At 72.4% G+C, this 20,865-nt stretch carries 17 protein-coding genes and 1 pseudogene; 17 read left to right on the top strand and 1 reads right to left on the bottom strand.

Annotated elements, in window-relative coordinates; translation table 11 throughout:
• From FEZ32_RS11605 to aroB, 4 genes are read left to right on the top strand one after another with little or no spacing between them, the layout of a single operon-like run.
• On the top strand, positions 1-825 hold the full coding sequence (locus tag FEZ32_RS11605; RefSeq protein WP_236082010.1) for a shikimate dehydrogenase: 825 nt from the start codon (positions 1-3) through the stop codon (positions 823-825).
• 52 nt (positions 826-877) lie between these two features.
• The gene (gene aroC, locus FEZ32_RS11600; RefSeq protein ID WP_097827930.1) at positions 878-2,080 is read left to right on the top strand and encodes a chorismate synthase; all 1,203 of its coding nucleotides are present in this window, start codon (positions 878-880) and stop codon (positions 2,078-2,080) included.
• Positions 2,081-2,126: 46 nt separating this feature from the next.
• On the top strand, positions 2,127-2,678 hold the full coding sequence (locus FEZ32_RS11595; protein WP_138680937.1) for a shikimate kinase: 552 nt from the start codon (positions 2,127-2,129) through the stop codon (positions 2,676-2,678).
• Positions 2,675-3,754: a 3-dehydroquinate synthase gene (gene aroB / locus FEZ32_RS11590; RefSeq protein ID WP_138680653.1), complete on the top strand. Its 1,080-nt coding sequence runs from the start codon at positions 2,675-2,677 to the stop codon at positions 3,752-3,754. Before FEZ32_RS11595 ends, aroB begins: the two co-directional genes overlap by 4 nt.
• A gap of 9 nt (positions 3,755-3,763) precedes the next feature.
• On the opposite strand, the gene FEZ32_RS14085 is transcribed toward aroB, so the two are convergent.
• Positions 3,764-4,507, bottom strand: coding sequence for a pentapeptide repeat-containing protein (locus FEZ32_RS14085; protein WP_138680652.1), 744 nt, complete (start codon positions 4,505-4,507; stop codon positions 3,764-3,766).
• A gap of 175 nt (positions 4,508-4,682) precedes the next feature.
• Between FEZ32_RS14085 and efp the strand changes: the two genes are divergently transcribed.
• The 13 genes and pseudogenes from efp (at position 4,683) to FEZ32_RS11520 (ending at position 20,863) form a co-directional block, all read left to right on the top strand.
• Positions 4,683-5,252: an elongation factor P gene (efp, locus tag FEZ32_RS11580; RefSeq protein ID WP_028702518.1), complete on the top strand. Its 570-nt coding sequence runs from the start codon at positions 4,683-4,685 to the stop codon at positions 5,250-5,252.
• Positions 5,249-5,743 (top strand): annotated as a pseudogene (gene nusB, locus FEZ32_RS11575) (transcription antitermination factor NusB); the annotation flags it as partial. The gene efp and the pseudogene nusB, both read left to right, overlap by 4 nt.
• 262 nt (positions 5,744-6,005) lie before the next feature.
• On the top strand, positions 6,006-6,320 hold the full coding sequence (mihF, locus tag FEZ32_RS11570) for an integration host factor, actinobacterial type (RefSeq protein ID WP_028702516.1): 315 nt from the start codon (positions 6,006-6,008) through the stop codon (positions 6,318-6,320).
• 45 nt (positions 6,321-6,365) lie between these two features.
• Entirely contained in the window at positions 6,366-6,977 is a 612-nt protein-coding gene (gene gmk, locus FEZ32_RS11565) for a guanylate kinase (protein WP_028702515.1), read from the top strand.
• A gap of 61 nt (positions 6,978-7,038) precedes the next feature.
• On the top strand, positions 7,039-7,383 hold the full coding sequence (gene rpoZ / locus FEZ32_RS11560; protein ID WP_138680650.1) for a DNA-directed RNA polymerase subunit omega: 345 nt from the start codon (positions 7,039-7,041) through the stop codon (positions 7,381-7,383).
• Positions 7,384-7,390: 7 nt separating this feature from the next.
• Positions 7,391-8,656, top strand: a complete 1,266-nt coding sequence (gene coaBC / locus FEZ32_RS11555; RefSeq protein WP_138680649.1) for a bifunctional phosphopantothenoylcysteine decarboxylase/phosphopantothenate--cysteine ligase CoaBC — start codon at positions 7,391-7,393, stop codon at positions 8,654-8,656.
• A 74-nt stretch (positions 8,657-8,730) separates the two neighbouring features.
• A complete protein-coding gene (metK, locus tag FEZ32_RS11550) occupies positions 8,731-9,951 on the top strand; it encodes a methionine adenosyltransferase (RefSeq protein WP_138680648.1) in 1,221 nt (406 codons plus the stop codon).
• Positions 9,952-9,996: 45 nt separating this feature from the next.
• On the top strand, positions 9,997-14,703 hold the full coding sequence (locus tag FEZ32_RS11545) for an ATP-dependent helicase (protein ID WP_138680647.1): 4,707 nt from the start codon (positions 9,997-9,999) through the stop codon (positions 14,701-14,703).
• A 10-nt stretch (positions 14,704-14,713) separates the two neighbouring features.
• Positions 14,714-15,568 carry a DNA-formamidopyrimidine glycosylase family protein gene (locus FEZ32_RS11540; protein WP_236082592.1) on the top strand — a complete coding sequence of 285 codons (855 nt, stop codon included), beginning with the start codon at positions 14,714-14,716 and terminating at the stop codon, positions 15,566-15,568.
• Positions 15,569-15,632: 64 nt separating this feature from the next.
• Positions 15,633-16,472 (top strand): carbon-nitrogen hydrolase family protein, encoded by an 840-nt coding sequence (locus FEZ32_RS11535; protein ID WP_138680646.1) that lies wholly within the window; start codon positions 15,633-15,635, stop codon positions 16,470-16,472.
• Positions 16,473-16,481: 9 nt separating this feature from the next.
• A complete protein-coding gene (locus FEZ32_RS11530; RefSeq protein ID WP_138680645.1) occupies positions 16,482-18,521 on the top strand; it encodes a primosomal protein N' family DNA-binding protein in 2,040 nt (679 codons plus the stop codon).
• Positions 18,522-18,563: 42 nt separating this feature from the next.
• On the top strand, positions 18,564-19,490 hold the full coding sequence (gene fmt, locus FEZ32_RS11525) for a methionyl-tRNA formyltransferase (RefSeq protein ID WP_138680644.1): 927 nt from the start codon (positions 18,564-18,566) through the stop codon (positions 19,488-19,490).
• Entirely contained in the window at positions 19,487-20,863 is a 1,377-nt protein-coding gene (locus FEZ32_RS11520; protein ID WP_420809246.1) for an RsmB/NOP family class I SAM-dependent RNA methyltransferase, read from the top strand. The genes fmt and FEZ32_RS11520 overlap by 4 nt, the downstream gene beginning before the upstream one ends.
• Positions 20,864-20,865: the final 2 nt, after the last annotated feature.

Here is a 20,865-nt window from a genome sequence, read left to right as displayed (position 1 = left end):
GTGAGCACCCGCTGCGCGGTCGTCGGCCATCCGGTCGCCCACTCGCTGTCCCCGGCGATCCACCGCGCCGCCTACCGGGCGCTGGGTCTGGACTGGAGCTACCAGGCCATCGACATCGCCCCCGGGGGGCTGCCGGAGTTCGTCGCGGGGCTGGACACCAGCTGGCGCGGCCTGTCGGTGACGATGCCCCACAAGGCCGACCTGGTGGGGCTGGGAACCCCTGACGAGACGGTCCGACGGCTCGGCGTGGCCAACACCTGGGTGCGCACCCCGGACGGCCCGGTGGTGGCCAACACCGATGTCGAGGGTCTGGTGCTGGCCTGCCGCAAGCATCGGGTGGACGCCATCGACCGGGTGGCGGTGATCGGCGCCGGGGCCACCGCCCGATCCGCCCTGGCCGGTGCGGCACGACTGGGGGCCGGCCGGGCGACCATCGTCTCGCGCAGCCTGGAACGCTCCGGCCAGACCCTGTCACTGGCCGTCGACCTGGGCATGGAGGTCCAGTGGACGCCGCTGGACGCCACCCTCGCCGACCAGCCGACAGCGGCCGATCTGCTCGTCTCCACCGTCCCGGCCGCTGCCCTGGAGACCCTCGCCGAACCCCTGGTGGCCGGTGTGCGGACCGTCTTCGACGTCGTCTACGACCCCTGGCCCACCCCCTTGGCGCAGGCCGGCCGGGCCCGCGGCTGCGAGGTCATCGACGGACTGGACCTGCTGGCCGGACAGGCCGTCGGGCAGGTCGCCCTGATGACAGGACGGCAGGTGCCGATGGAGGTGCTGTGGGCGGCGGCCCACCAGGAGAACCTGTCGCGCCACCGGTCCTGAGGTGCCCGCCGGCACCGTGACGGGCCGGCCCCGATTCTGAGAAGGTAGACACATGCTGCGTTACATCACCGCCGGGGAGTCCCACGGCGAGGCCCTGATCGCCACCATGGAGGGCATCCCCGCCCATGTGGAGGTCGGTGCCGCCGAGATCTCCGAGGAGCTGCGACGCCGCCGGCTGGGGGTGGGTCGCGGTGCTCGGATGGCCTTCGAGGCCGATGAACTCGCCCTGCTGGCCGGGTTCCGGCACGGCGAGACCCTCGGCTCCCCGATCGCCGTGCGGATCGGCAACACCGAGTGGCCCAAGTGGCGCGAGGTGATGAACCCCGGGAAGGTCGATCCCCAGGTGCTCGTCGGCCAGGCCCGCGGCGAGGCGCTGACCCGTCCGCGTCCCGGCCATGCCGATCTGGCCGGGATGCAGAAGTACGACTTCGCCGAGGCCCGTCCGATCCTGGAGCGCGCCTCGGCCCGGGAGACTGCTGCCCGGGTGACCCTCGGGACGATCGCCAAGGCCTTCCTGCGCCAGGCTCTGGGGGTCGAGATCCTCTCCCACGTCGTCCAGCTCGGACCTGTCGTCGCACCTGCCGGGCTGCGGCCGGGACCCGATGAGCTCGCGCGGATCGACGCCGACCCGGTGCGCTGCGCCGATCCGGAGACCTCCGCGCGGATGATCGAGGCGGTCGAGGAGTGCCGCAGGGACGGCGACACCATGGGCGGGATCGTCGAGGTGCTGGCCTGGGGGCTGCCGGCCGGACTGGGATCCCACACCCAGGGGAACCGGCGGCTGGACTCCCGGCTCGCCGGCGCGCTGATGGGCATCCAGGCGATCAAGGGGGTCGAGCTGGGCGACGGGTTCGCCCTGGCCGGGGTGCGCGGTTCGGCCGCCCACGACGAGATGGAGCCCACCTCTGCCGGGGTCCACCGGCTCACCGACCACTCCGGTGGTACCGAGGGCGGGATCAGCACCGGCGAGCTGCTGCGGGTGCGCGCCGCCATGAAGCCGATCGCCACCGTCCCGCGGGCGCTGCGCACCCTCGACACCGCCACCGGGGAGCCGGCCCGCGCCAACCACCAGCGTTCCGACATCACCGCGGTGCCGGCCGCCGGGGTGGTCGCCGAGGCGATGGTCGCCCTGGTGCTGGCCGAGTGCGCCCTGGAGAAGTTCGGCGGAGACTCGGTGGCCGAGACCCGCCGCAATGCCGATGCCTACCTGGCCCGTCTCGACGAGCGTCATCTCGAGATCGCACCTCATGAGTGAGTCGGGCGGAGACCGCCTCGACCAGACCGGTTCCGGGCCGGCCCCGGTGATTGCGATCATCGGTGCCCCAGGATCGGGCAAGTCGACCGTCGGACCGCTGCTGGCCGCACGGCTGGGCCTCGACTTCGTCGACGTCGACGAGGTGATCAGCCGGGTCGAGGGACGTCCCATCAGCGACATCTTCGCCACCGACGGGGAGCCCTACTTCCGCGAGGTGGAGGCCCGCGAGACCCTCGCGGCGCTGGCCGCCGGGGGAGTGGTCTCGCTCGGTGGGGGCGCCCCCCTCACCCCCAGCATCGGGCAGGCTCTGGACCGGGTTCGCACCGTCTGGCTGGAGGTCAGCGCCCGCACCGCCTCCGGACGGGTCGGGCTCAATGACGCCACCCGTCCCCTGCTGCTGGGCAACGTGCACTCCCGGATGGTGCGCCTGCTGGCCGAGCGGCGTCCGGTCTACGCGGCCCCGGCCGACATCCATGTGGTCACCGACTCGCTGCACCCGGGACAGATCGTCGAACAGATCCTGGTGGAGCTTCAGGGTCTGCCCGAGGCCACCGGAGTCATCGAGACATCAGCCAACGAGACGGGGGAGCAGTCATGAGTGTCGTGGAGGTCAACGGTCCGCAACCCTACGAGGTGCGCATCGGACCCGGGGTGATCCAGGGACTGGAACAGCTGACGGTCGGATCCCGGGTGGCACTGGTCCATCCCGCCTCCGTGGAGTTCCTGGCCGCACCGCTGAGGGAGCGGCTCGGTCAGGTCATCGACATCGAGGTGCCCGACGCCGAGGCCGCCAAGACCGCCACCGTGCTGGCCGGCTGCTGGGACCGTCTGGCCGCCGCCGGGATGACCCGCGGCGACATCGTGGTGGGACTGGGAGGGGGAGCCACGACCGACCTGGCCGGCTTCGTGGCCGCCACCTGGATGCGCGGGGTCACCCTCATCCAGGTGCCCACCACCGTGCTCGGAATGGCTGACGCCGCCGTCGGGGGCAAGACCGGCATCAACATCACAGCCGGCAAGAACCTGGTCGGCGCCTTCCACGAACCCGCCGCCGTGCTGTGCGACACCGATGCCCTGACCCATCTGCCGATCCGCGAGATGCGCTCGGGAATGGCCGAGATCGTCAAGTGCGGATTCATCAACGACCCCCGGATCCTCAGCATCGTCGAGAGGGATCCGGCGGCGGTGCTGGATCCCGCCTCCGACGCCTTCCACGAGGTCCTCACCCGGGCGGTTCAGGTCAAGGCCTCGGTGGTCGCCGCGGACCTCACCGAGTCCACCTCGCGCGGCACCGATGTGGGCCGCGAAAGGCTGAACTACGGACACACCCTGGCCCACGCCATCGAGGCCCACCAGCACTTCACCTGGCGCCACGGCGAGGCTGATGCGGTCGGCATGATCTTCGCCGCCGAGCTGTCCGCCCGGGAACTCGGACTGGACCGCCAGGTCGTCGATCGGACCCGCGAGATCATGGCCGGGTTGGGGCTGCCCACCACCTTCGAGGGAACCGAGTGGGCGAAGCTGCGGGCCACCATGAACCTGGACAAGAAGACCCGCGGCACGATGCTGCGGTTCGTGGGGCTCAGCGCCCCGGGTCGTGTCGCGATGATCGAGGGTCCCTCCGAGGAGGTGCTCCAGGAGTGCTTCGCCACGCTGGCGCCGATTCCCGAGTGAGCTGAGGCGCTACCGGTCGGGCAGCTCCAGGGAGATCCCGGCGGCACCGGCCAGCAGAGCCCCCAGGATCTCGAGGTGGAGCGGATCGATCGCGGCCCCGCGCAGCTGATCGGCGCCGGACAGCCCCTCGATCGAGCCCCCCGAGATCACCAGTCCGGGTCCCTGGCGCCGGTTCCCGGTGGTGTGCCGGCCCAGGATGCGCACCTGGTCGAAGACCGCCGAGTCCAGCACACAGTCATCGAGGGCGACCTCCTCCAGGCGGGAGTCCGAGAAGTCCGCCCCGGTCAGTCGGCAGCCGGTGAAGCGGACCCGCCGCAGGGTCGCGAACCGGAACCGGGCCATCTCCAGCACGCATCCCGAGAAGTCCACGTCCTCCAGGACGCAGCCCGACAACTCGACGCCGGTCAGTCTGCAGTCGGTCAGTCTGACCCGCCGCCAGCCCGCCTCCGGCCAGCTGCTGCCGGCCAGGTCGCAGGAGGCCAGCTCCAGATCGGCGCACTGAGAGCGCCGCCACACCGATCTGGGCGCCCGGACCGAGCGACCGGACACCGACATCAGGTCGACCCCCTCCAGCTGCGCATCGGTCCAGTCCGCACCGCTGAGGTCGGCGTCCTCGACCAGAGCGTCGGGCTCGGGCACCTGGCCGAGGGCCGCGAGCGCACCGCTCAGCCGAGGAGGAGCCGGCGGGCGGGGACCCGGGCTGCGCTTCGTCGATCCGGACTGCGTCGATCCGGGCGGCGTCGATCTGGTCATGGATCCGACCCTACGGCGCAGGTCTGACAGTCCTGATGGCAGCCAGCAGCCGGCGCAGACCGCTCTGGTGGAGCCCCGGGGTTGCGCTGAGGTAGGATCGGGCAGTCTGGGCCGTTCCTCGGCCCGCGGGTCGACATATGAGTGTTGACATCAGAATCTCGAAAGGCAGCGACCTGTGGTCATCTCCACCAATGACATCAAGAACGGCACCGTGCTGGACCTCGACGGCCAGCTCTGGAACGTCATCTGGTTCCAGCACCACAAGCCGGGCAAGGGCAACACCGTGGTGCGCACCAAGCTGAAGCACGTCCTGTCGGGCAAGGTCGTCGACAAGACCTTCAACTCTGACACCAAGGTGGAGTCGGCCGAGGTGGACCGCCGCGACATGCAGTACCTGTACCAGGACGGCGACAACTACATCTTCATGGACGAGGGCACCTTCGAGCAGCTCCCGATCCCCGCCGAGACCGTCGGGGACGCCAAGGACTTCATGCTGGAGAACCAGACCGCCACCATCGCCCTTCACGAGGGCAATGCCCTCTACATCGATCTTCCGGCCTCGGTCGAGCTGAAGGTCACCTACACCGAGCCCGGCCTGCAGGGCGACCGTTCCACCGGCGGGACGAAGCCGGCCACCCTGGAGACCGGTCGCGAGATCCAGGTGCCGTTGTTCATCAGCGAGGGCGAGACCGTCAAGGTCGACACCCGCAATGGTGACTACCTCGGCCGCATCTCCGACAAGTGAGCCAGCAGTCCGGCGCCGAGACGCCGCAGCAGGCCTCGTCGCACAAGACCGAGTGGATCGGTGAGCTGGAGGTCGAGAAGGTCTCCGGAGACGTCCAGAAGCACGCCGACCTGTCCACCCGGTCGAAGGCGCGCAAGCAGGCCCTCGACATCCTCTTCGAGGCCGACCTGATGTCGACCGACCCGATCGACGTGCTGGCGCTGCGTCCGACCGTCATCGACAACCCGGTGCGCGACTTCGCGGCCGACCTGGTGCGCGGGGTGAGCCAGAACCTGGCGACCCTCAACGCCGCCGTCTCGGCGCGCCTGGCCAGTGGATGGACGCTGGACCGGATGCCCCGGGTCGATCGGATCCTCGCCCAGATCGGGGCCTACGAGATCATCTTCACCGACGTCCCCGATCCCAGCGCGATCGCCGAGGCGGTCGAGCTGGGTGGGGAGTTCTCCACCAATGACTCGGCCTCCTTCCTCAACGGACTGCTCACCGGCATCGCCGAGGGCAACCGGGCGGGCACCCTGGCCGGAGCGCCGACCGACTCCCAGGACGCGGCGGAGGAGGCACCCGGGGAGGCAGAGCTCGATACCGAACCGACCGCCACCGAACCCCCGGAAGGACAGGCAGCGCCGACCGACTGACATCAGTCCCTGCAATTGCCTCTGACCAGCAGCGGGACCGCTGCTGAGGGTCTACTGTGCAAACACGGGCCCGGGCCCGGGGCCAGTGCAGGTTCATCGATGTCAGATTGGAGCAGACGTGTCCATCCCCACCCTCTCTCCGGAACAACTCAGCGCCGCACGCGAGGCGGCCACCCAGGCACGACGTGCCAGGGCCGAACTCAAGGCGCGGGTGCGCAACGGAAGTCTCAGCCTCGGAGAGGCCCTCGACGCGGCCGCACAGGACGACGTGCTGGCCCATGTCAAGGTGGTGGATCTGCTCAAGGCACTGCCCAGGGTGGGCGACAAGCGCGCCGCCGAGATCATGGCGCGACTCGACATCGCGGCGAACCGGCGGATCAGGGGACTGGGACGCCACCAGGCCGCCGGCCTGCGCGCCGAGTTCCCCGGCTGACAGCCCTCCTGCGGCCCACGCTCGCCATGCTCTAGGGTGTCGGCCATGGAGATCGATCCCGACCCGGCACCCGAGATACCTCATGCCAGAGGGCACAGGCGACCGGAGTCGGTGAATGTGGCGGTCGTCTCCGGGCCCACGGCGGTCGGCAAGGGAACCGTGGTGGCCGCACTGCGCCGGGCCCATCCCGAGATCGTCGTCTCCCGTTCGGCCACCACCCGACCACCGCGCCCCGGCGAGCGCGACGGCGTCGAGTACGACTTCGTCACCGACTCCCAGTTCGACCGGCTCATCGCCGACGGCGGACTGCTGGAGTGGGCCGTGGTCCACAACAGCCACCGCTACGGCACTCCCCGCCGTCTGGTCGACGAGGCGGTCGCGGCGGGACGCACCGTGGTGCTGGAGATCGACATGCAGGGGGCCCGCCAGGTGCGCGAGTCCTATCCTCGGGCCGAGCACATCTTCCTCACCCCGCCCTCCTGGGAGGAGCTCAAGCGCCGCCTCATCGGGCGCGGCACCGAGACCCCCGAGCAGCAGGCCAGGCGGTTGCGCACCGCCCGCAAGGAACTGGCGGCCGTCGACGAGTTCGACGCCGTGGTCGTCAACGACACCGTTGACCACGCCGTCGAGTCATTGGTAGACTTACTAGGTCTATGACGTGGTGTGTGTTGTCTCGCACACCGTCAGTACGCACTCCTTCAACACGTGAGGACATTCCTTGAGCGAGACCATCCCCGAGGGCATCGTCAACCCCCCGATCGATCAGCTTCTTGAGCACGTCGACTCCAAGTACCGGCTGGTGCTGTTCGCCGCCAAGCGCGCCCGTCAGATCAACGCCTACTACTCGCAGCTGGCCGAGGGCCTGCTGGAGAACGTCGGTCCCCTCGTCGAGGTCTCCAACCAGGAGAAGCCGCTGTCCATCGCGCTGCGCGAGATTCAGGCCGGGGTCATCGAGGCTCATCAGATGAACCCCGAGGAGGTCGCGGCCGAGGCCGCCGCCGCACAGCAGGCGCCCGCCGTCGAGCTCGACGACCCGTTCGCCGACCTCACCCCTCCGGCCTGATCCGTCGGTGTCCACGGTTGTCCTGGGGGTGGGCGGCGGCATCGCCGCCTACAAGGCCTGCTACCTCGTGCGGCGGTTGGCCGAGGCCGGTCACCGGGTGCACGTCATTCCCACCGAGGCGGCCCTTCAGTTCGTCGGGCGTCCGACCTGGGAGGCCCTGTCGGGCAATCCGGTTCACACCACCGTCTTCGACGATGTCCCCGGCGTCGAGCACGTCCGGCTGGGGGAGCAGGCCGATCTGGTGATCGTGGCCCCGGCCACCGCCGACCTGGTGTCCAGGATCGCCGCCGGAGCGGCCGATGACCTGCTCACCGCCACCGTTCTCGCCACCCGGGCCCCGGTCCTGGTGGCCCCGGCGATGCACACCGCGATGTGGCAGAACCCGGCCACCCGCGACAACGTGGCCACCCTGCGACGCCGCGGAGTCGTCGTCAAGGACCCCGCCGACGGTCGTCTCACCGGGCCCGACTCCGGACCCGGGCGCCTTCCCGAACCCGATGAACTGGCCGAGCTGGCCGCTCTGCTGCTGGCCGATCCCGGGGTCGTCGGCTCCCTGGCCGCCCAGGACCTGACCGGACGCCGGGTCGTCATCTCGGCCGGTGGGACCCGCGAGGCCCTGGACCCGGTGCGATACCTCGGCAACTCCTCCTCGGGGAGGATGGGCACCGCCCTGGCGATGCTGGCCGTCGCCCGTGGGGCCGAGGTGACCCTGGTCAGCGCGCACCTGGAGGTGCCGGTGCCCTCCTGCCTCCATCAGATCCCGGTCTCCAGCACCGAGGACCTGTCCGAGGTGATGGGGACGCTGGCCCCGAGTGCCGATGTCATCGTGATGGCGGTCGCCGCCGCCGACTTCGCCCCGGTATCCAGCGCGCAGGTCAAGATCAAGAAGCACGAGGGATCGGACGCCGTCGGTGCCGGGACCAGGATCGACCTGGTCCAGACCCCCGATGTGCTGGCCGCCCTGGCCGCCTCGAGACGACCCGGCCAGGTCATCGTGGGGTTCGCCGCCGAGACCGCCCCCGATCGCGCCGAGTTGCTGGAGCTGGCCGCGGCGAAGCTGCGCCGCAAGGCCTGTGACCTGCTGGTCGTCAACGATGTGAGCGCCGGGAAGGTCTTCGGTAAGGTCGACACCGACGTCACCGTGGTCCGCCAGCAGGGACCCGGTCGACGCGTCCAGGGCCCCAAGATGATGGCCGCCCAGGCCATCCTCGACGAGGTCCGCTCGCTGCTGGCTCCCGCATCGGGCACCCCGGAACCTGTTCCGGCGTCCTGAGCGGGTACCCGTCCGGCCCCCGTCTCCACGGGGCCACAATGCGCGGCTCTTCGCCGCGCGGTCAGGAAGTACAGATGTCCGTCGACACCCCCAGACCCCTCGGCTCCACCCGACGACTGTTCAGCTCGGAATCGGTCACCGAGGGCCACCCCGACAAGATCGCCGACGCCGTCTCCGACTCGGTGCTCGACGCGATGCTGCGCGAGGACCCGCTGTCCCACGTCGCGGTGGAGACCCTGGTCACCACCGGACAGGTGATGGTCTGCGGGGAGGTCACCACCGAGGCCTATGTCGACATCGCCGACATCGCCCGGACCAAGATCCTGGAGATCGGCTACGACTCCTCCCGCAAGGGGTTCGACGGCGCCTCCTGCGGCGTCTCGGTGGCCATCGACGCGCAGAGCCCCGACATCGCCCAGGGGGTCAACACGGCGTACGAGGCCCGGCACGGCTCGACCGACGCGATCGATGCCCAGGGTGCCGGGGATCAGGGCCTGATGTTCGGCTACGCCTGCACCGAGACCGACTCCCTGATGCCGCTGCCGATCGACATGGCCCATGCGTTGTCCCTCCAGCTCACCGCCGTCCGCAAGAACGGCACCCTGGACTACTTGTGGCCCGACGGCAAGACCCAGGTCACCATCGGCTACGACGCACAGGGCCGTCCGGCCGAGGTGCAGACCATCGTCATCTCCACCCAGCACCGCGACGGGGTGAGCATCGAGTCCACGATCACCCCGGATCTGCGGCGCCATGTCATCGCACCGGTGCTGGAGCGCTACGACCTGTCGACCGCCGGGCTGGAGGTGCTGGTCAACCCGACCGGCAAGTTCGTCATCGGCGGCCCGATGGGAGATGCCGGTCTCACCGGCCGCAAGATCATCGTCGACACCTACGGCGGGATGGCCCGGCACGGCGGTGGCGCCTTCTCCGGCAAGGATCCCTCGAAGGTCGACCGGTCGGCCTGCTACGCGATGCGCTGGGTCGCCAAGAATGTGGTGGCCGCCGGACTGGCCACGCGCTGCGAGTGCCAGGTCGCCTATGCCATCGGCAAGGCCCACCCGGTGAGTCTGCGGGTGGAGACCTTCGGCACCTCCACGGTTCCCGAGGAGGACATCGAGAGGGCGGTCGGCGAGGTCTTCGACCTGCGCCCCGCGGCGATCATCCGCGACCTGGACCTGCGTCACCCGATCTACGCCCAGTTGGTCGCCGGGGGACACTTCGGACGCACCCTTCCCGGGGTCCGGTGGGAGCTCACCGACCGGGTGGACGCCCTGCTCGCGGCGATCGCCTGAGGCCTGCACCCGGAACTGTCGGCGGCCCCGGCTAGCGTGGGCGCCATGATCGAGGGGATGGGCGCGTTCCGGGCGCCGGTGCGCCGCTGGTTCACCGACGTCTTCGCCGCGCCCACCCCCGTCCAGACGCAGACCTGGAAGGCGGTCGCCCGGGGCCAGCACGCCCTGGTGGTGGCCCCCACCGGCTCGGGCAAGACGCTGGCCGCCTTCCTGTGGGCCCTGGACCGGCTCACCGACCCCACCGACCCGACAGGCGAGGACGACACCGCGCCGAAAGGTGCGGGTCGGTCCGGACCCGGCCGCCAGGACCGGGCCCCGGGGGTCCGGGTGCTGTACATCTCCCCGCTGAAGGCCTTGGGCTCCGACATCGAGAAGAACCTGCGCGCCCCCCTCGCCGGGATCCGCAACACCGCCGAGCGACTCGGGGAGATCTGCGCACCGGTGAGGGTGGCGGTGCGCACCGGAGACACCAGCGCCGCCGAGCGGGCCCGGATCGTGCGGCAACCCCCCGACATCCTCATCACCACCCCCGAGACGCTGTATCTCATGCTCACCTCCCGGGCGCGCCGGGTGCTGGCCGGCGTCCGGACCGTCATCGTCGACGAGGTGCACGCCGTGGCGGGGTCCAAGCGGGGCTCCCACCTGGCACTGTCCCTGGAACGCCTCGACGCCCTGGTCGGCCGCGATGTCCAGCGGATCGGCCTGTCGGCGACGGTCCGCCCGCTCGACGAGGTGGCCTCCTTCCTGGCCGGCGACCGACCGGTCACCGTCGTCGCACCGGCGGCCCACAAGCGCTGGGACGTCCACGTGAGAGTTCCGGTCGACGACATGGCCGCACTGCCCGAGACCCCCTCCAGCGACCAGGATCTGCTCACCGATCCGCTGCTGAGCGGTGGCGGGACCGACACCCTCACCACCGACGTCTCGGACTCGGCGCTGCCCACCCAGGCCTCCCTGTGGCCGTGGATCGAGCGCGAGGTCTATGCCGAGGTGCTGGCGGGACGGTCCACCCTGGTCTTCGTCAACGCCCGGCGCACCGCCGAGCGGCTCACCAGCCGGCTCAACGAGCTGTGGGCCGCCGAGCACGACCCGGACTCCCTGGTGGCACCGGGCCGACGGATGCCGGCCGACATCATGGCGCCCTCCGACGAGGTGGGGCGGGCGCCGGCCGTGATCGCCCGGGCCCATCACGGATCGGTGTCCAGACTGGAGCGTCAGCGCACCGAGGAGGATCTGCGGTCCGGTGAGCTGCGATGCGTGGTGGCCACCTCCTCCCTGGAGCTGGGCATCGACATGGGGCTGGTCGACCGGGTCATCCAGATCCAGTCGCCGCCCAGCGTCTCCAGCGCCCTGCAGCGGATCGGGCGGGCCGGCCACGCCGTCGGGGCGGTCTCCCGCGGGTCGGTCTACCCGCGCACCCGGCTCGACCTGGTGCACGCCGCGGTGACCACCGGCCGGATGCTCGAGGGCCGCATCGAGGCTCTCCACATTCCCCGCAACCCTCTCGACGTGCTCGCCCAGCAGACCGTCGCGGCGGCGGTGAGCCGGCCCGACGGCCTGGTGGTGGAGGACTGGTACGACACCGTGCGCCGGTCCCGGCCCTTCGCCCAGCTGCCCGCCGAGGCCCTCGACCGGGTCATCGCGATGCTCACCGGCGGCTACGCCTCGGCCGACCTGGCCGATCTGCGAGCCCGGCTGGTGCTCTCCGACGGCGTCCTGACGGCCCGCCCCGGGGCCCTGCGGCTGGCCTCCACCTCGGGGGGCACGATCCCCGACCGCGGCATGTTCGGGGTCTTCCTGGTCGGCGAGGGGGAGGGCCGGCGGGTCGGCGAGCTGGACGAGGAGATGGTCTACGAGTCCCGGGTCGGCGACGTCTTCACCCTGGGCGCCTCCTCCTGGCGGATCGCCGAGATCACCCGCGACCAGGTGCGCGTCACCCCCGCCCCCGGCCACACCGGCCGGCTGCCCTTCTGGCACGGCGAGGGTGAGGGCCGCCCCGCCGAGCTGGGCCGGGCGATCGGGGCCTTCACCCGGGCGGTCCACGAGGACCCGGACCGGGTCGCCGAGATGGGATACCTCGACGAGCGGGCCCGCTCCAACATCGTGGCCCTGCTGGACGCCCAGGCCGAGGCCACCGGCGTCCTGCCCGACGACCGGCACATCGTGCTGGAACGGTTCCACGACGAACTGGGCGACTGGCGGCTGGTGGTGCACAGCCCCTGGGGCCAGCCGGTCAACGCCGCCTGGGCCCTGGCCATCGGCCAGCGTCTCACCGAGAGGCTGGGGGTCGACACCCAGCCGGTCGCCGGCGATGACGGCATGGTGCTGAGACTGCCCGACACCGACTCCCCACCTGGGGCCGAACTGGTGGTCTTCGAGCCCGAGGAGATCGCCGACATCGTCACCGCCCACATCGGCGACACCGCCCTGTTCGCCGGCAGGTTCCGCGAGTGCGCCTCCCGGGCCCTCCTGCTGCCCCGGCACGACCCCGGACGCCGTGCCCCGCTGTGGCAGCAGAGGCTGCGCGCCGGCCAGCTGCTGGAGGCCGTCCGGGACCAGTCCGACTTCCCGATCGTGGTGGAGACCGCCAGGGAGTGCCTGGCCGATGTCTACGACCTGGCCGCCCTCAAGGCCCTGATGACCGACCTGTCGGCGCACCGGGTGCAGGTCGCCGAGGTGACCACCTCGGCCCCCAGCCCGCTGGCCTCCTCCCTGCTGTTCAACTACACCGGCGCGTTCATGTACAGCGACGACACGCCGCTGGCGGAGCGGCGCGCCGCCGCCCTGTCGCTGGACCCGAGCCTGCTGGCCCAGCTGATGGGGACCCTGGACCTGCGCGACCTGCTGGACCCCGAGGTGATCGAGGAGGTGGTCGCCGAGCTCCAGCACACCCGGCCCGACCGTCGGGCCCGTGACGACGAGGGGCTGGTCGACCTGGTCGCCCGGCTCGGCCCGGTGCCGATGGCCGACCTGGCCGAACGCTGCAGCGCGGACCTGTCGGCCGACCTGCCGGGTGCCGTGGAGAGGCTGGGGGAGCGGGTCGCGGTGGTGCGGATCGCCGGCCGCCCGCAGCTGGCCTCGGGCCAGGACCTGGGACTGCTGCGGGACGGCCTGGGGATTCCGGTGCCCGCCGGCCATCCGGTCACCGGCGTCACCGGACGGGACCCGCTCACCCAGCTGATCTCCCGCTGGGCGCGCTGTCACGGGCCGTTCACCGTCGACCGGCTGGCCGGCTGCCTGGGGGTCGGTGCCGCCACCGCCGAGGGGGTGGTCGACCGGCTGGTCGGGCAGGGCGAGCTGGTCCGTGGCCGGTTCGTCGCCGGCGACCGCGCCCAGTACTGCCACTCCCGGGTGCTGTCGCGGATCCGCGGCCGCGCCCTGGCGCGGGCCCGCCAGGAGATCGAGCCGGTCTCCGCCAGCGCCCTGGCCCGATTCACCCTGGACTGGCACGGTGTCGCGCCGATCGGGGCCAGGCCGTCGCTGAGGGGTGCCGACGGGGTGCTGGAGGTCATCGAGACGATGGCGGGGGTGGCGCTGCCCGCCTCCGCCTGGGAGTCCGCGGTCCTGCCGGTCCGGGTGGCCGACTACTCCCCGGCGATGCTCGACGAGCTCACCTCGGCCGGCGATGTGCTGGTGGTCCCGACACCGACCGCCGGGGCGGCCGACCCCCTCATCCGGCTGGTGGCGGTCGCCGATCTGGGGCTCTGCTCGCCGCAGAGTCTGCCGGAGGCCGATGCCGGGGCGGGCCGCGAGCTGATCGAGGCCATCGGTGAGGGCTCGGTGATGCTGGCGCCGTTGGCCGCCGACCTGGGCCTGGCCGGTGCCCGGCTCCAGGAGCAGGTGTGGCGGCTGGTGAGTCAGGGACTGATCGCCCCCGACGGGTTCGGCCCGGTGCGCGCGCATCTGGCCGGGGGCAGCGTGGCCCACCGCCCCCGGCGCACCTCGACGCGTTCGAGGGCCCGGATGGCCCGGTACTCGTTGCGCTCGGCGAGCTCGGTGCCGGGGCAGGCCGCCGATCTGGCGGGCCGATGGCACCGCTGCCGCCCCGGCGCCGGGACGCCGGCCCAGCGGGCGACCGGACAGGTGGAGCTGATGCTGGAGCGGTACGGCATCCTGGTGCGCACCGCGGTGGCCGATGAGGGCGTCGAGGGCGGCTTCGCCGCGGTCTACCAGGTGCTGCGATCGGCGGAGGAGGCCGGGAAGGTGATCCGCGGCTATCTGGTCGACGGGCTGGGCGGGGCCCAGTTCGCCGCACCGCCGGTGGTCGACCGGCTGCGCCAGTTCGCCGATGGACCCGACACCGCCGGCTGGCCCTCCGGGATCGCCGAACCGTCGGCCGCCGTGCTGGCCGCGGTGGATCCGGCCAACCCCTACGGAGCCGCCCTGGAGTGGCCCGATCAGGAGGGTGCCTCACCCTCGCGGGCGGCCGGCGCCCTGGTGGTGATCGCCGACGGGGTGCTGCTGGCCCACCTGTCGCGGGGCGGGCGGCGTCTCAGCCTGTTCACCGACGGCCTGCCCGAGGGTGTGGACGCCGGCAGGGCTGCCACGATGGTGACCTCGGCCCTGCGCGGCTGGCTGGGGATCTCGGGGGGACGCCCGGTCACGGTGGAGAAGGTCAACGGGCAACCGGTGCACGGCCTGGAACTGGCCGGTGCGATGCGCGCCGCCGGGGCCGGGGTCACCCCCCGAGGACTGCGCCTGGAGGCCGAACCCCCGACGGGCCGGCGGGACGCGACGGCGCGCCGTGCCTGAGGGGGACTCCGTGCACCGTCTGGCCGAGCGCCTCCGGCCGGCAGCGGGCCGACTGGTCACCGGATGCCAGTTGAGGGTGCCCCGGCTGGCGGTGGCCGATCTCACCGGCGCCACCCTCACCGCGGTGCGGGCCCACGGCAAGCACCTGCTGATGACCCTCGCCCCCACCGCACCGGCCGGCCGCATCGCGGGAATGCCGACCGCGGGGGAGTGGATCCTGCACACCCACCTGCGGATGGAGGGCACTTGGCGGGTGCACCCCGCCGGTCAGCGATGGCGCGCCCCCGGACACACCGCCCGGGTGGTGCTCCGGCTGGAGGGCGCCCGGCCCGGCGGCCCGCAGGTCGAGCTGGTCGGCCACGATCTGGGCCTGGTCGAGCTGTGGCCGGCCGACGAGCTCGCCAGCCGGCTGGGATGGCTGGGGCCCGACCCGCTGGACGAGGACTGGGACCGGGCCGGTCGATGGCTGCCGAGCGGACGCGACGAGGCGGTCCGCCGGGCCGGGATGCACCCGGACAGGCCGATCGGCGTCAACCTGATGGACCAGTCGGTGCTGGCCGGGGTGGGCAACGAGTTCCGTGCCGAGGTGTGCTTCCTGACTGGCCTGGACCCGCGACGTCCCACCGGCGACACCGACCTGCCGACGGTCATCGACAGGGCCGCCACACTGATGCAGGCCAACCGGCACAACCGGTACCGCAGCAGCACCGGAGACAACCGCCCCGGTCACCGCTCCTTCGTCTTCGGACGCAACCACCAGCCATGTCTGCGCTGCGGCACCCTGATCCGCAACGGGTGGCTCGGCCCGGCCGACCTGCCCGACCAGGAGCGGGTCATCTGGTGGTGCCCGAGCTGTCAGCGATGAACAAGCCGGTGGTCGGGGTCGCCGCCGAGGGACCGGCTCCGGGCAGGAGGGCAGGATGGGTGCCATGAGGATCGCACTTGCACAGCTGACCAGCGGGAGAGACGTCGCCGCGAACCTGGATCTGGTGCGCGACTGGACACAGCGCGCCGCCGGCCAGGATGCCGAGCTGATCGTCTTCCCGGAGGCCACCATGAGGGCCTTCGGCAACAGTCTCACCGACATCGCCGAGCCCCTCGACGGGCCCTTCGCGACCGGGGTCCAGCAGATCGCCGGCCAGTGCGGCGTCACGATCGCGGTGGGCATGTTCACCCCCGGGGACCGGGGTCACGTCCGCAACACCCTGCTGGTCGCCGGACCGGCGGGCATCGTCTCCAGCTACGACAAGATCCACCTGTTCGACGCCTTCGGATTCGCCGAGTCCGACACCGTCACCGCCGGCACCAGCCCCACCGTGGCCGCTGTCGGCAAGACGACTGTCGGACTGGCGGTCTGCTACGACATCCGCTTCCCCGGGCTGTTCATCCAGCTGGCCGATCTCGGCGCCACCGTCACCATCGTGCCCGCCTCCTGGGGAGCCGGGGTCAGTGCCGCGGAACGGGCCGGGAAGCTCCGCCAGTGGCGGCTGCTGGCCCGCGCCCGGGCACTGGACTCCACCTGCTTCGTGGTGGCGGTCGGCCAGGCCGATCCGGCCTCGGCAGACCGGGACGCGGAGCACGCGCCGTCCAGCGCACCCACCGGAATCGGCCACAGCATGGTGGTGGCGCCCGACGGTCAGATCCTCTGCGAGCTCGCGGACTCCGCCGAGGTGCGCGTCGTCCAGATCGACCCGAAGGAGGTCGACGCCGTGCGCGCCAGCCTGCCGGTGCTGGCCAACCGCGCCAGAACTGTCAGACCCTCCCTCTAGCATCGGAGCATGACCGAGGCGCTGCTGGAACCCACCGAGTGGGTGGCCCACGTCTGCGTGCTGTCCGGGCTGGCCCACCTGGACCGGCCCTTCGACTACCTGGTGACCGAGGAGATGGTCGGCCAGGCCCGCCCCGGGATCCGGGTCAGGGTGCGGCTGGCCGGCCGGTTGCTGGACGGCATCATCCTGGCCGTCGACCACCACCGTCAGCCCGGGGTCACTCTGCAAGCCCTCCAGCGGGTGGTCTCCTCCGAGGTGGTGGTCACCGAGGACCAGCTCGCAATGGCCCGTCGGGTCGCCGACCGGTGGGCCGGCACCCTCGAGGAGGTCATTCGCTGGGCGCTGCCCGCCCGCCATGCCGCCACCGAGAGGGCAGAGCCGCGCCCCTGGCCGGTGCCCCGTCCGGCGCACATCCCCGGTGCCCTGGACGCCCTGGCCGAGGGCACCGCATTCCTCCGGCTGCTGGCCCAGGGGGGCCGCCCGCGGGCCTTCTGGAGGGTCGCCCCGGTCGCCGGGCCGGCCGACCGGGACCGGCTGGGGGACTGGCGGCTGGGCATCACCCAGGCCGTCTCGGCAGCCCTGGAGTCCGGCCGCCAGGCGCTGTGCTGCGTGCCCACCGTCGCCCAGGCCGAGGAACTGGCGGCCTGCCTCACCGAGCCCTTCGGCGCCGGAACGGTCGTCATGCTCCACGCCGACCAGAGTGCCGCCGACCGCTGGCGCAACTACCTGGCGGTGGTCCGCGGTCAGGCCTCCATCGTGGTGGGCATCCGCGGGGCGGTGCTCGCACCGCTGACCCGCCTGGGGGTGATCGTGGTGTGGGACGAGGCCGCCAGTCTCCACGACGAGCCGCGCGCCCCCTACCCGAACACCCGCGATGTGGCGGCCCTGCGCGCCCAGACCGACCGGTGCGCGCTGCTGCTGGCCGGTCACTCCTGCTCACCGCAGACCGCGGGGTGGTTGTCGACCGGCTGGCTGGCGCAGATCCAGACCCCCCGGGAGCAGCTCAGGGCGCTGTGCGCCACCGTCCGGGCTCCGGGGGACTCCGATCTCGGGCTGTCGCGCGACCCACTGGCCAACCGGGTCCGGCTTCCGGACCTGGCGATGCAGACCATCTCTCACGGACTCCTCTCCGGTCCGGTGCTGGTCTCGGTGCCCAGACCCGGGGACCTGGTGCGGCCCTGCTGCGCGAGCTGCCGGGCCCCGATCTCCTGCCCCCGCTGCAACGGCCCGGTACGGGGCCGCAGGCTGGCCGGGGGAGCCACCGAACTGGAGTGCACCTGGTGCGGCCAGCTGCTGGCCGGCTGGGCCTGCTCCAGCTGCGGTGGCACCGTGGTGCGCTCCGGGGTGGTCGGTGCCAGCACCACCGCGGCCGAGTTGGGCCGGGCCTTCCCCTCGGTCCAGGTCATCGACTCCTCGGGGGATCACATCCGAAGCTCGGTCGGGGACACCCCCGCCCTGGTGGTGGCGACCCCGATGGCCGAGCCGCGGGCCGAGTCCGGGTACGCCGCCGCCCTGCTTCTGGACGCAGGCCAGGCGCTCAACCGGCCGGGTCTGGACGCCGTCTGCCAGGCCCTGGAGCACTGGTTCCGGGTGGCCTCCCTGGTCCGCTCCGGGGTGGAGGACGGTCAGCTGGTGATCGTCGGCCCGCCCCAGGACCGGGCGGTCCAGGCGGTGATCCGCAACGACCCGGTCGGCTGGGCCGGCGTCGAGATGGCCGAGCGGGCCGAGGCCGGATTCCCGCCGGCGGCCTTCGCCGCTCTGGTGGACGGCAGCACCGAGGCTGTCGAGGCGGCCGCCGAAAGGCTGCGGAACGCCGTGGCCGAGGCCGATCTGGAGATCGGGATGGCTCCCGGCCAGGTCAACCTGCTGGGTCCGGTCGAGGTCGAGGGGCAGCGTCCCGGTGCCCCCCAGCAACGACTGGTGATCCGCGCCGAGCCGGCCCTGGCGTCCCGCCTGGTCCCGATGCTGCGCCATCTCCGCTCGGCCCACAGCATGCGCGGTGAGGGCGGGCCACTCCGGGTCCGGGTCAACCCGATCGGCCAGCTGTAGCCGCCCCTCACCCCGGGATCGGCACCCCGATAGGGTGGAGAGGTGAGAATCCTGTTCGCCGGTACCCCTGCACTCGCATGCCCCACCCTGGCGGTTCTGGACGACCACCCCGACCATGAGGTGGTGGCCGTGCTGACCCGCCCGGACGCCGCGCAGGGAAGGCACCGCACCCCGCACCCCTCGCCGGTCGCCGAGGAGGCCGCCCGGCGCACCATCCCGGTCCTCAAGGCCCGCACGCTGCGCTCGGGACAGACCCGCGAGGTGATCGAGGCGCTGGACTTCGACATCGCCGTCGTGGTCGCCTTCGGCGCCCTGGTCCCCGAGGAGCTGCTCGAGCGGCCGCGGCACGGCTGGATCAACCTGCACTTCTCGGTGCTGCCCCGCTGGCGCGGCGCCGCCCCGGTCCAGCGCGCCCTGATGGCCGGGGACGCCACCACCGGGGCCACCGTCTTCCGGCTCGTCGAGCAGCTCGACGCCGGCCCGGTCTACAACTCGCGCAGCTACCCGATCGCCGACACCGACACCGCGGGCACCCTGCTACGGCGCCTGGCCAACCAGACCCCGGACCTGGTCACCGCCGCCCTCACCGACATCGCCGAGGGCATCGCACCCACCCCCCAGCCCCTGGCAGGAGTCACCTCGGCCCCCAAGATCACCCCCGACGACGCCAGGCTGGACCCCTCCTGGTCGGCCGTCGACGTCGACCACCTGGTGCGCGGCACCTCACCGGCCCCCGGCGCATGGGGGGAACTGGAGGGAGAACGGTTCAAGGTCCTCCTCACCCGGGTCTGGGACCAGGCCGAGGAGCTGGCGCCCGGTGAGCTGAGCGCCTCCAAGAAGCACCTGCTGATGGGCACCGGCAGGGGCACCGTCGAACTGGTCACCGTCCAGGCCTTCGGCAAGAAGGCGATGGCCGGCGCCGACTGGGCCCGTGGCGCCCAGCTGGCACCGGGCACCGTCCTGGAGTGACCGTGCCCCATCCCCAGCGCCGCCGCTCCTCGCGTCCCGCCGACCCGGCCAGGACGGCAGCCTTCAGAGCCCTGATGGCGGTCGAGTCCGAGGGCGCCTACGCCAATCTGGCTCTCTCCCAGGCCTTGTCGCGTGCCCGTCTGAGCCCGCGCGACGCGGCCTTCGCCACGGTGCTCGTCGACGGGACCGCCCGCGGCCAGGGCACCTGGGACGCCGTCCTGACGGCGGCCTCCGGACATTCCCCCAGCAGTTGGCAGCCGGCGGTGCGGGTCGTGCTGAGGATGGCCTGCCAGCAGATCCTGGCCACCCGGGTGCCCCAGCGCGCCGCCGTCGACACCTCGGTGGTGCTCGCCCGCCACGAGATCGGCGAGCGGGTCACCGGCCTGGTCAACGCGGTGGCCCGCAAGATCGGCCGCCACGACCTGGACGGTTGGACCGAGGAGTTGTCGACCGGCGACGAACTGGCCGACCTGGCCCTGCGGACCTGCCACCCGCGGTGGATCGCCGCCGAGTTCGCCCAGCGTCTGGGCACCGAGGAGGCCGGCCAGGCCCTGGAGGCCGACAATCTGGCCCCGGTGCCCACCCTGGTGGTGCGCCCCGGACTGGCCGAGGTGGGTGAGCTGGTCGACGCCGGCGCCACCGCCTGCCTCTACTCCCCCTACGGGGCGACCCGACCGGGCAACCCCGCCGAGGTGCCCGCGGTCCAGCAGGGTCGGGCCGGGGTCCAGGACGAGGGCAGCCAGCTGGTCGCCCTGGCCTTGGCCCGCACCGCCCAGCTGGCCGGAACCCCGGGACCCTGGCTGGACCTGTGCGCCGGACCCGGCGGCAAGGCCGCCCTGCTGGCCGGACTGGCCGCCGTCGACGGCCGCGCCCTGGTTGCCGCCGAGCTCCACCCGCACCGCGCCCGGATGGTCGCCGAGGCGCTGGCCCCGATCCCGGGGGACCACCAGGTGGTGACCGCCGACGGCCGCCGCCCGCCCTGGCTGCCGGGCAGTTTCGCCGCCGTGATGGCCGATGTGCCCTGCTCGGGGCTGGGATCCCTGCGCCGACGCCCCGAGTCGCGGTGGCGACGCACCTCCTCGGAGATCGACCATCTGCAGACCCTCCAGAAGGAGCTGCTGGCCGCCGCCGTCTGCTCGGCACGACCGGGCGGGGGAGTGGTCGGCTATGTGACCTGTTCCCCCAGCGTCACCGAGACCCTCGACGTGGTCGGCTGGGCCCTGGAGACCCTGGACGTCGAACTGCTCGACGCCCCCGCCGCGCTGCCCGAGGTGACCGGGGCGGCCACCGGGCCGCAGCTGCGGTGCGTCCAGCTGTGGCCGCACCGCCACGGTTGCGACGCGATGTTCTTCGCCCTCCTCCGGCGCCGCTGAGC

It is taken from the genome of Acidipropionibacterium jensenii, assembly GCF_005890135.1.
In the GTDB taxonomy this organism is placed as follows: Bacteria; Actinomycetota; Actinomycetes; order Propionibacteriales; family Propionibacteriaceae; genus Acidipropionibacterium; species Acidipropionibacterium jensenii.
Note: the sequence above shows the minus strand (reverse complement) of the source record. Positions and strands in the feature narration are given on the sequence as shown.

Coding starts and splice junctions, on each gene's coding strand:
- aroB (WP_138680653.1), top strand. CDS start 2,675: ATGAGTGTCGTGGAGGTCAACGGTCCGCAACCCTACGAGGTGCGCATC.
- gmk (WP_028702515.1), top strand. CDS start 6,366: ATGGAGATCGATCCCGACCCGGCACCCGAGATACCTCATGCCAGAGGG.
- FEZ32_RS11530 (WP_138680645.1), top strand. CDS start 16,482: ATGACCGAGGCGCTGCTGGAACCCACCGAGTGGGTGGCCCACGTCTGC.
- aroC (WP_097827930.1), top strand. CDS start 878: ATGCTGCGTTACATCACCGCCGGGGAGTCCCACGGCGAGGCCCTGATC.
- FEZ32_RS11535 (WP_138680646.1), top strand. CDS start 15,633: ATGAGGATCGCACTTGCACAGCTGACCAGCGGGAGAGACGTCGCCGCG.
- metK (WP_138680648.1), top strand. CDS start 8,731: ATGTCCGTCGACACCCCCAGACCCCTCGGCTCCACCCGACGACTGTTC.
- FEZ32_RS14085 (WP_138680652.1), bottom strand. CDS start 4,507: ATGACCAGATCGACGCCGCCCGGATCGACGCAGTCCGGATCGACGAAG.
- FEZ32_RS11545 (WP_138680647.1), top strand. CDS start 9,997: ATGATCGAGGGGATGGGCGCGTTCCGGGCGCCGGTGCGCCGCTGGTTC.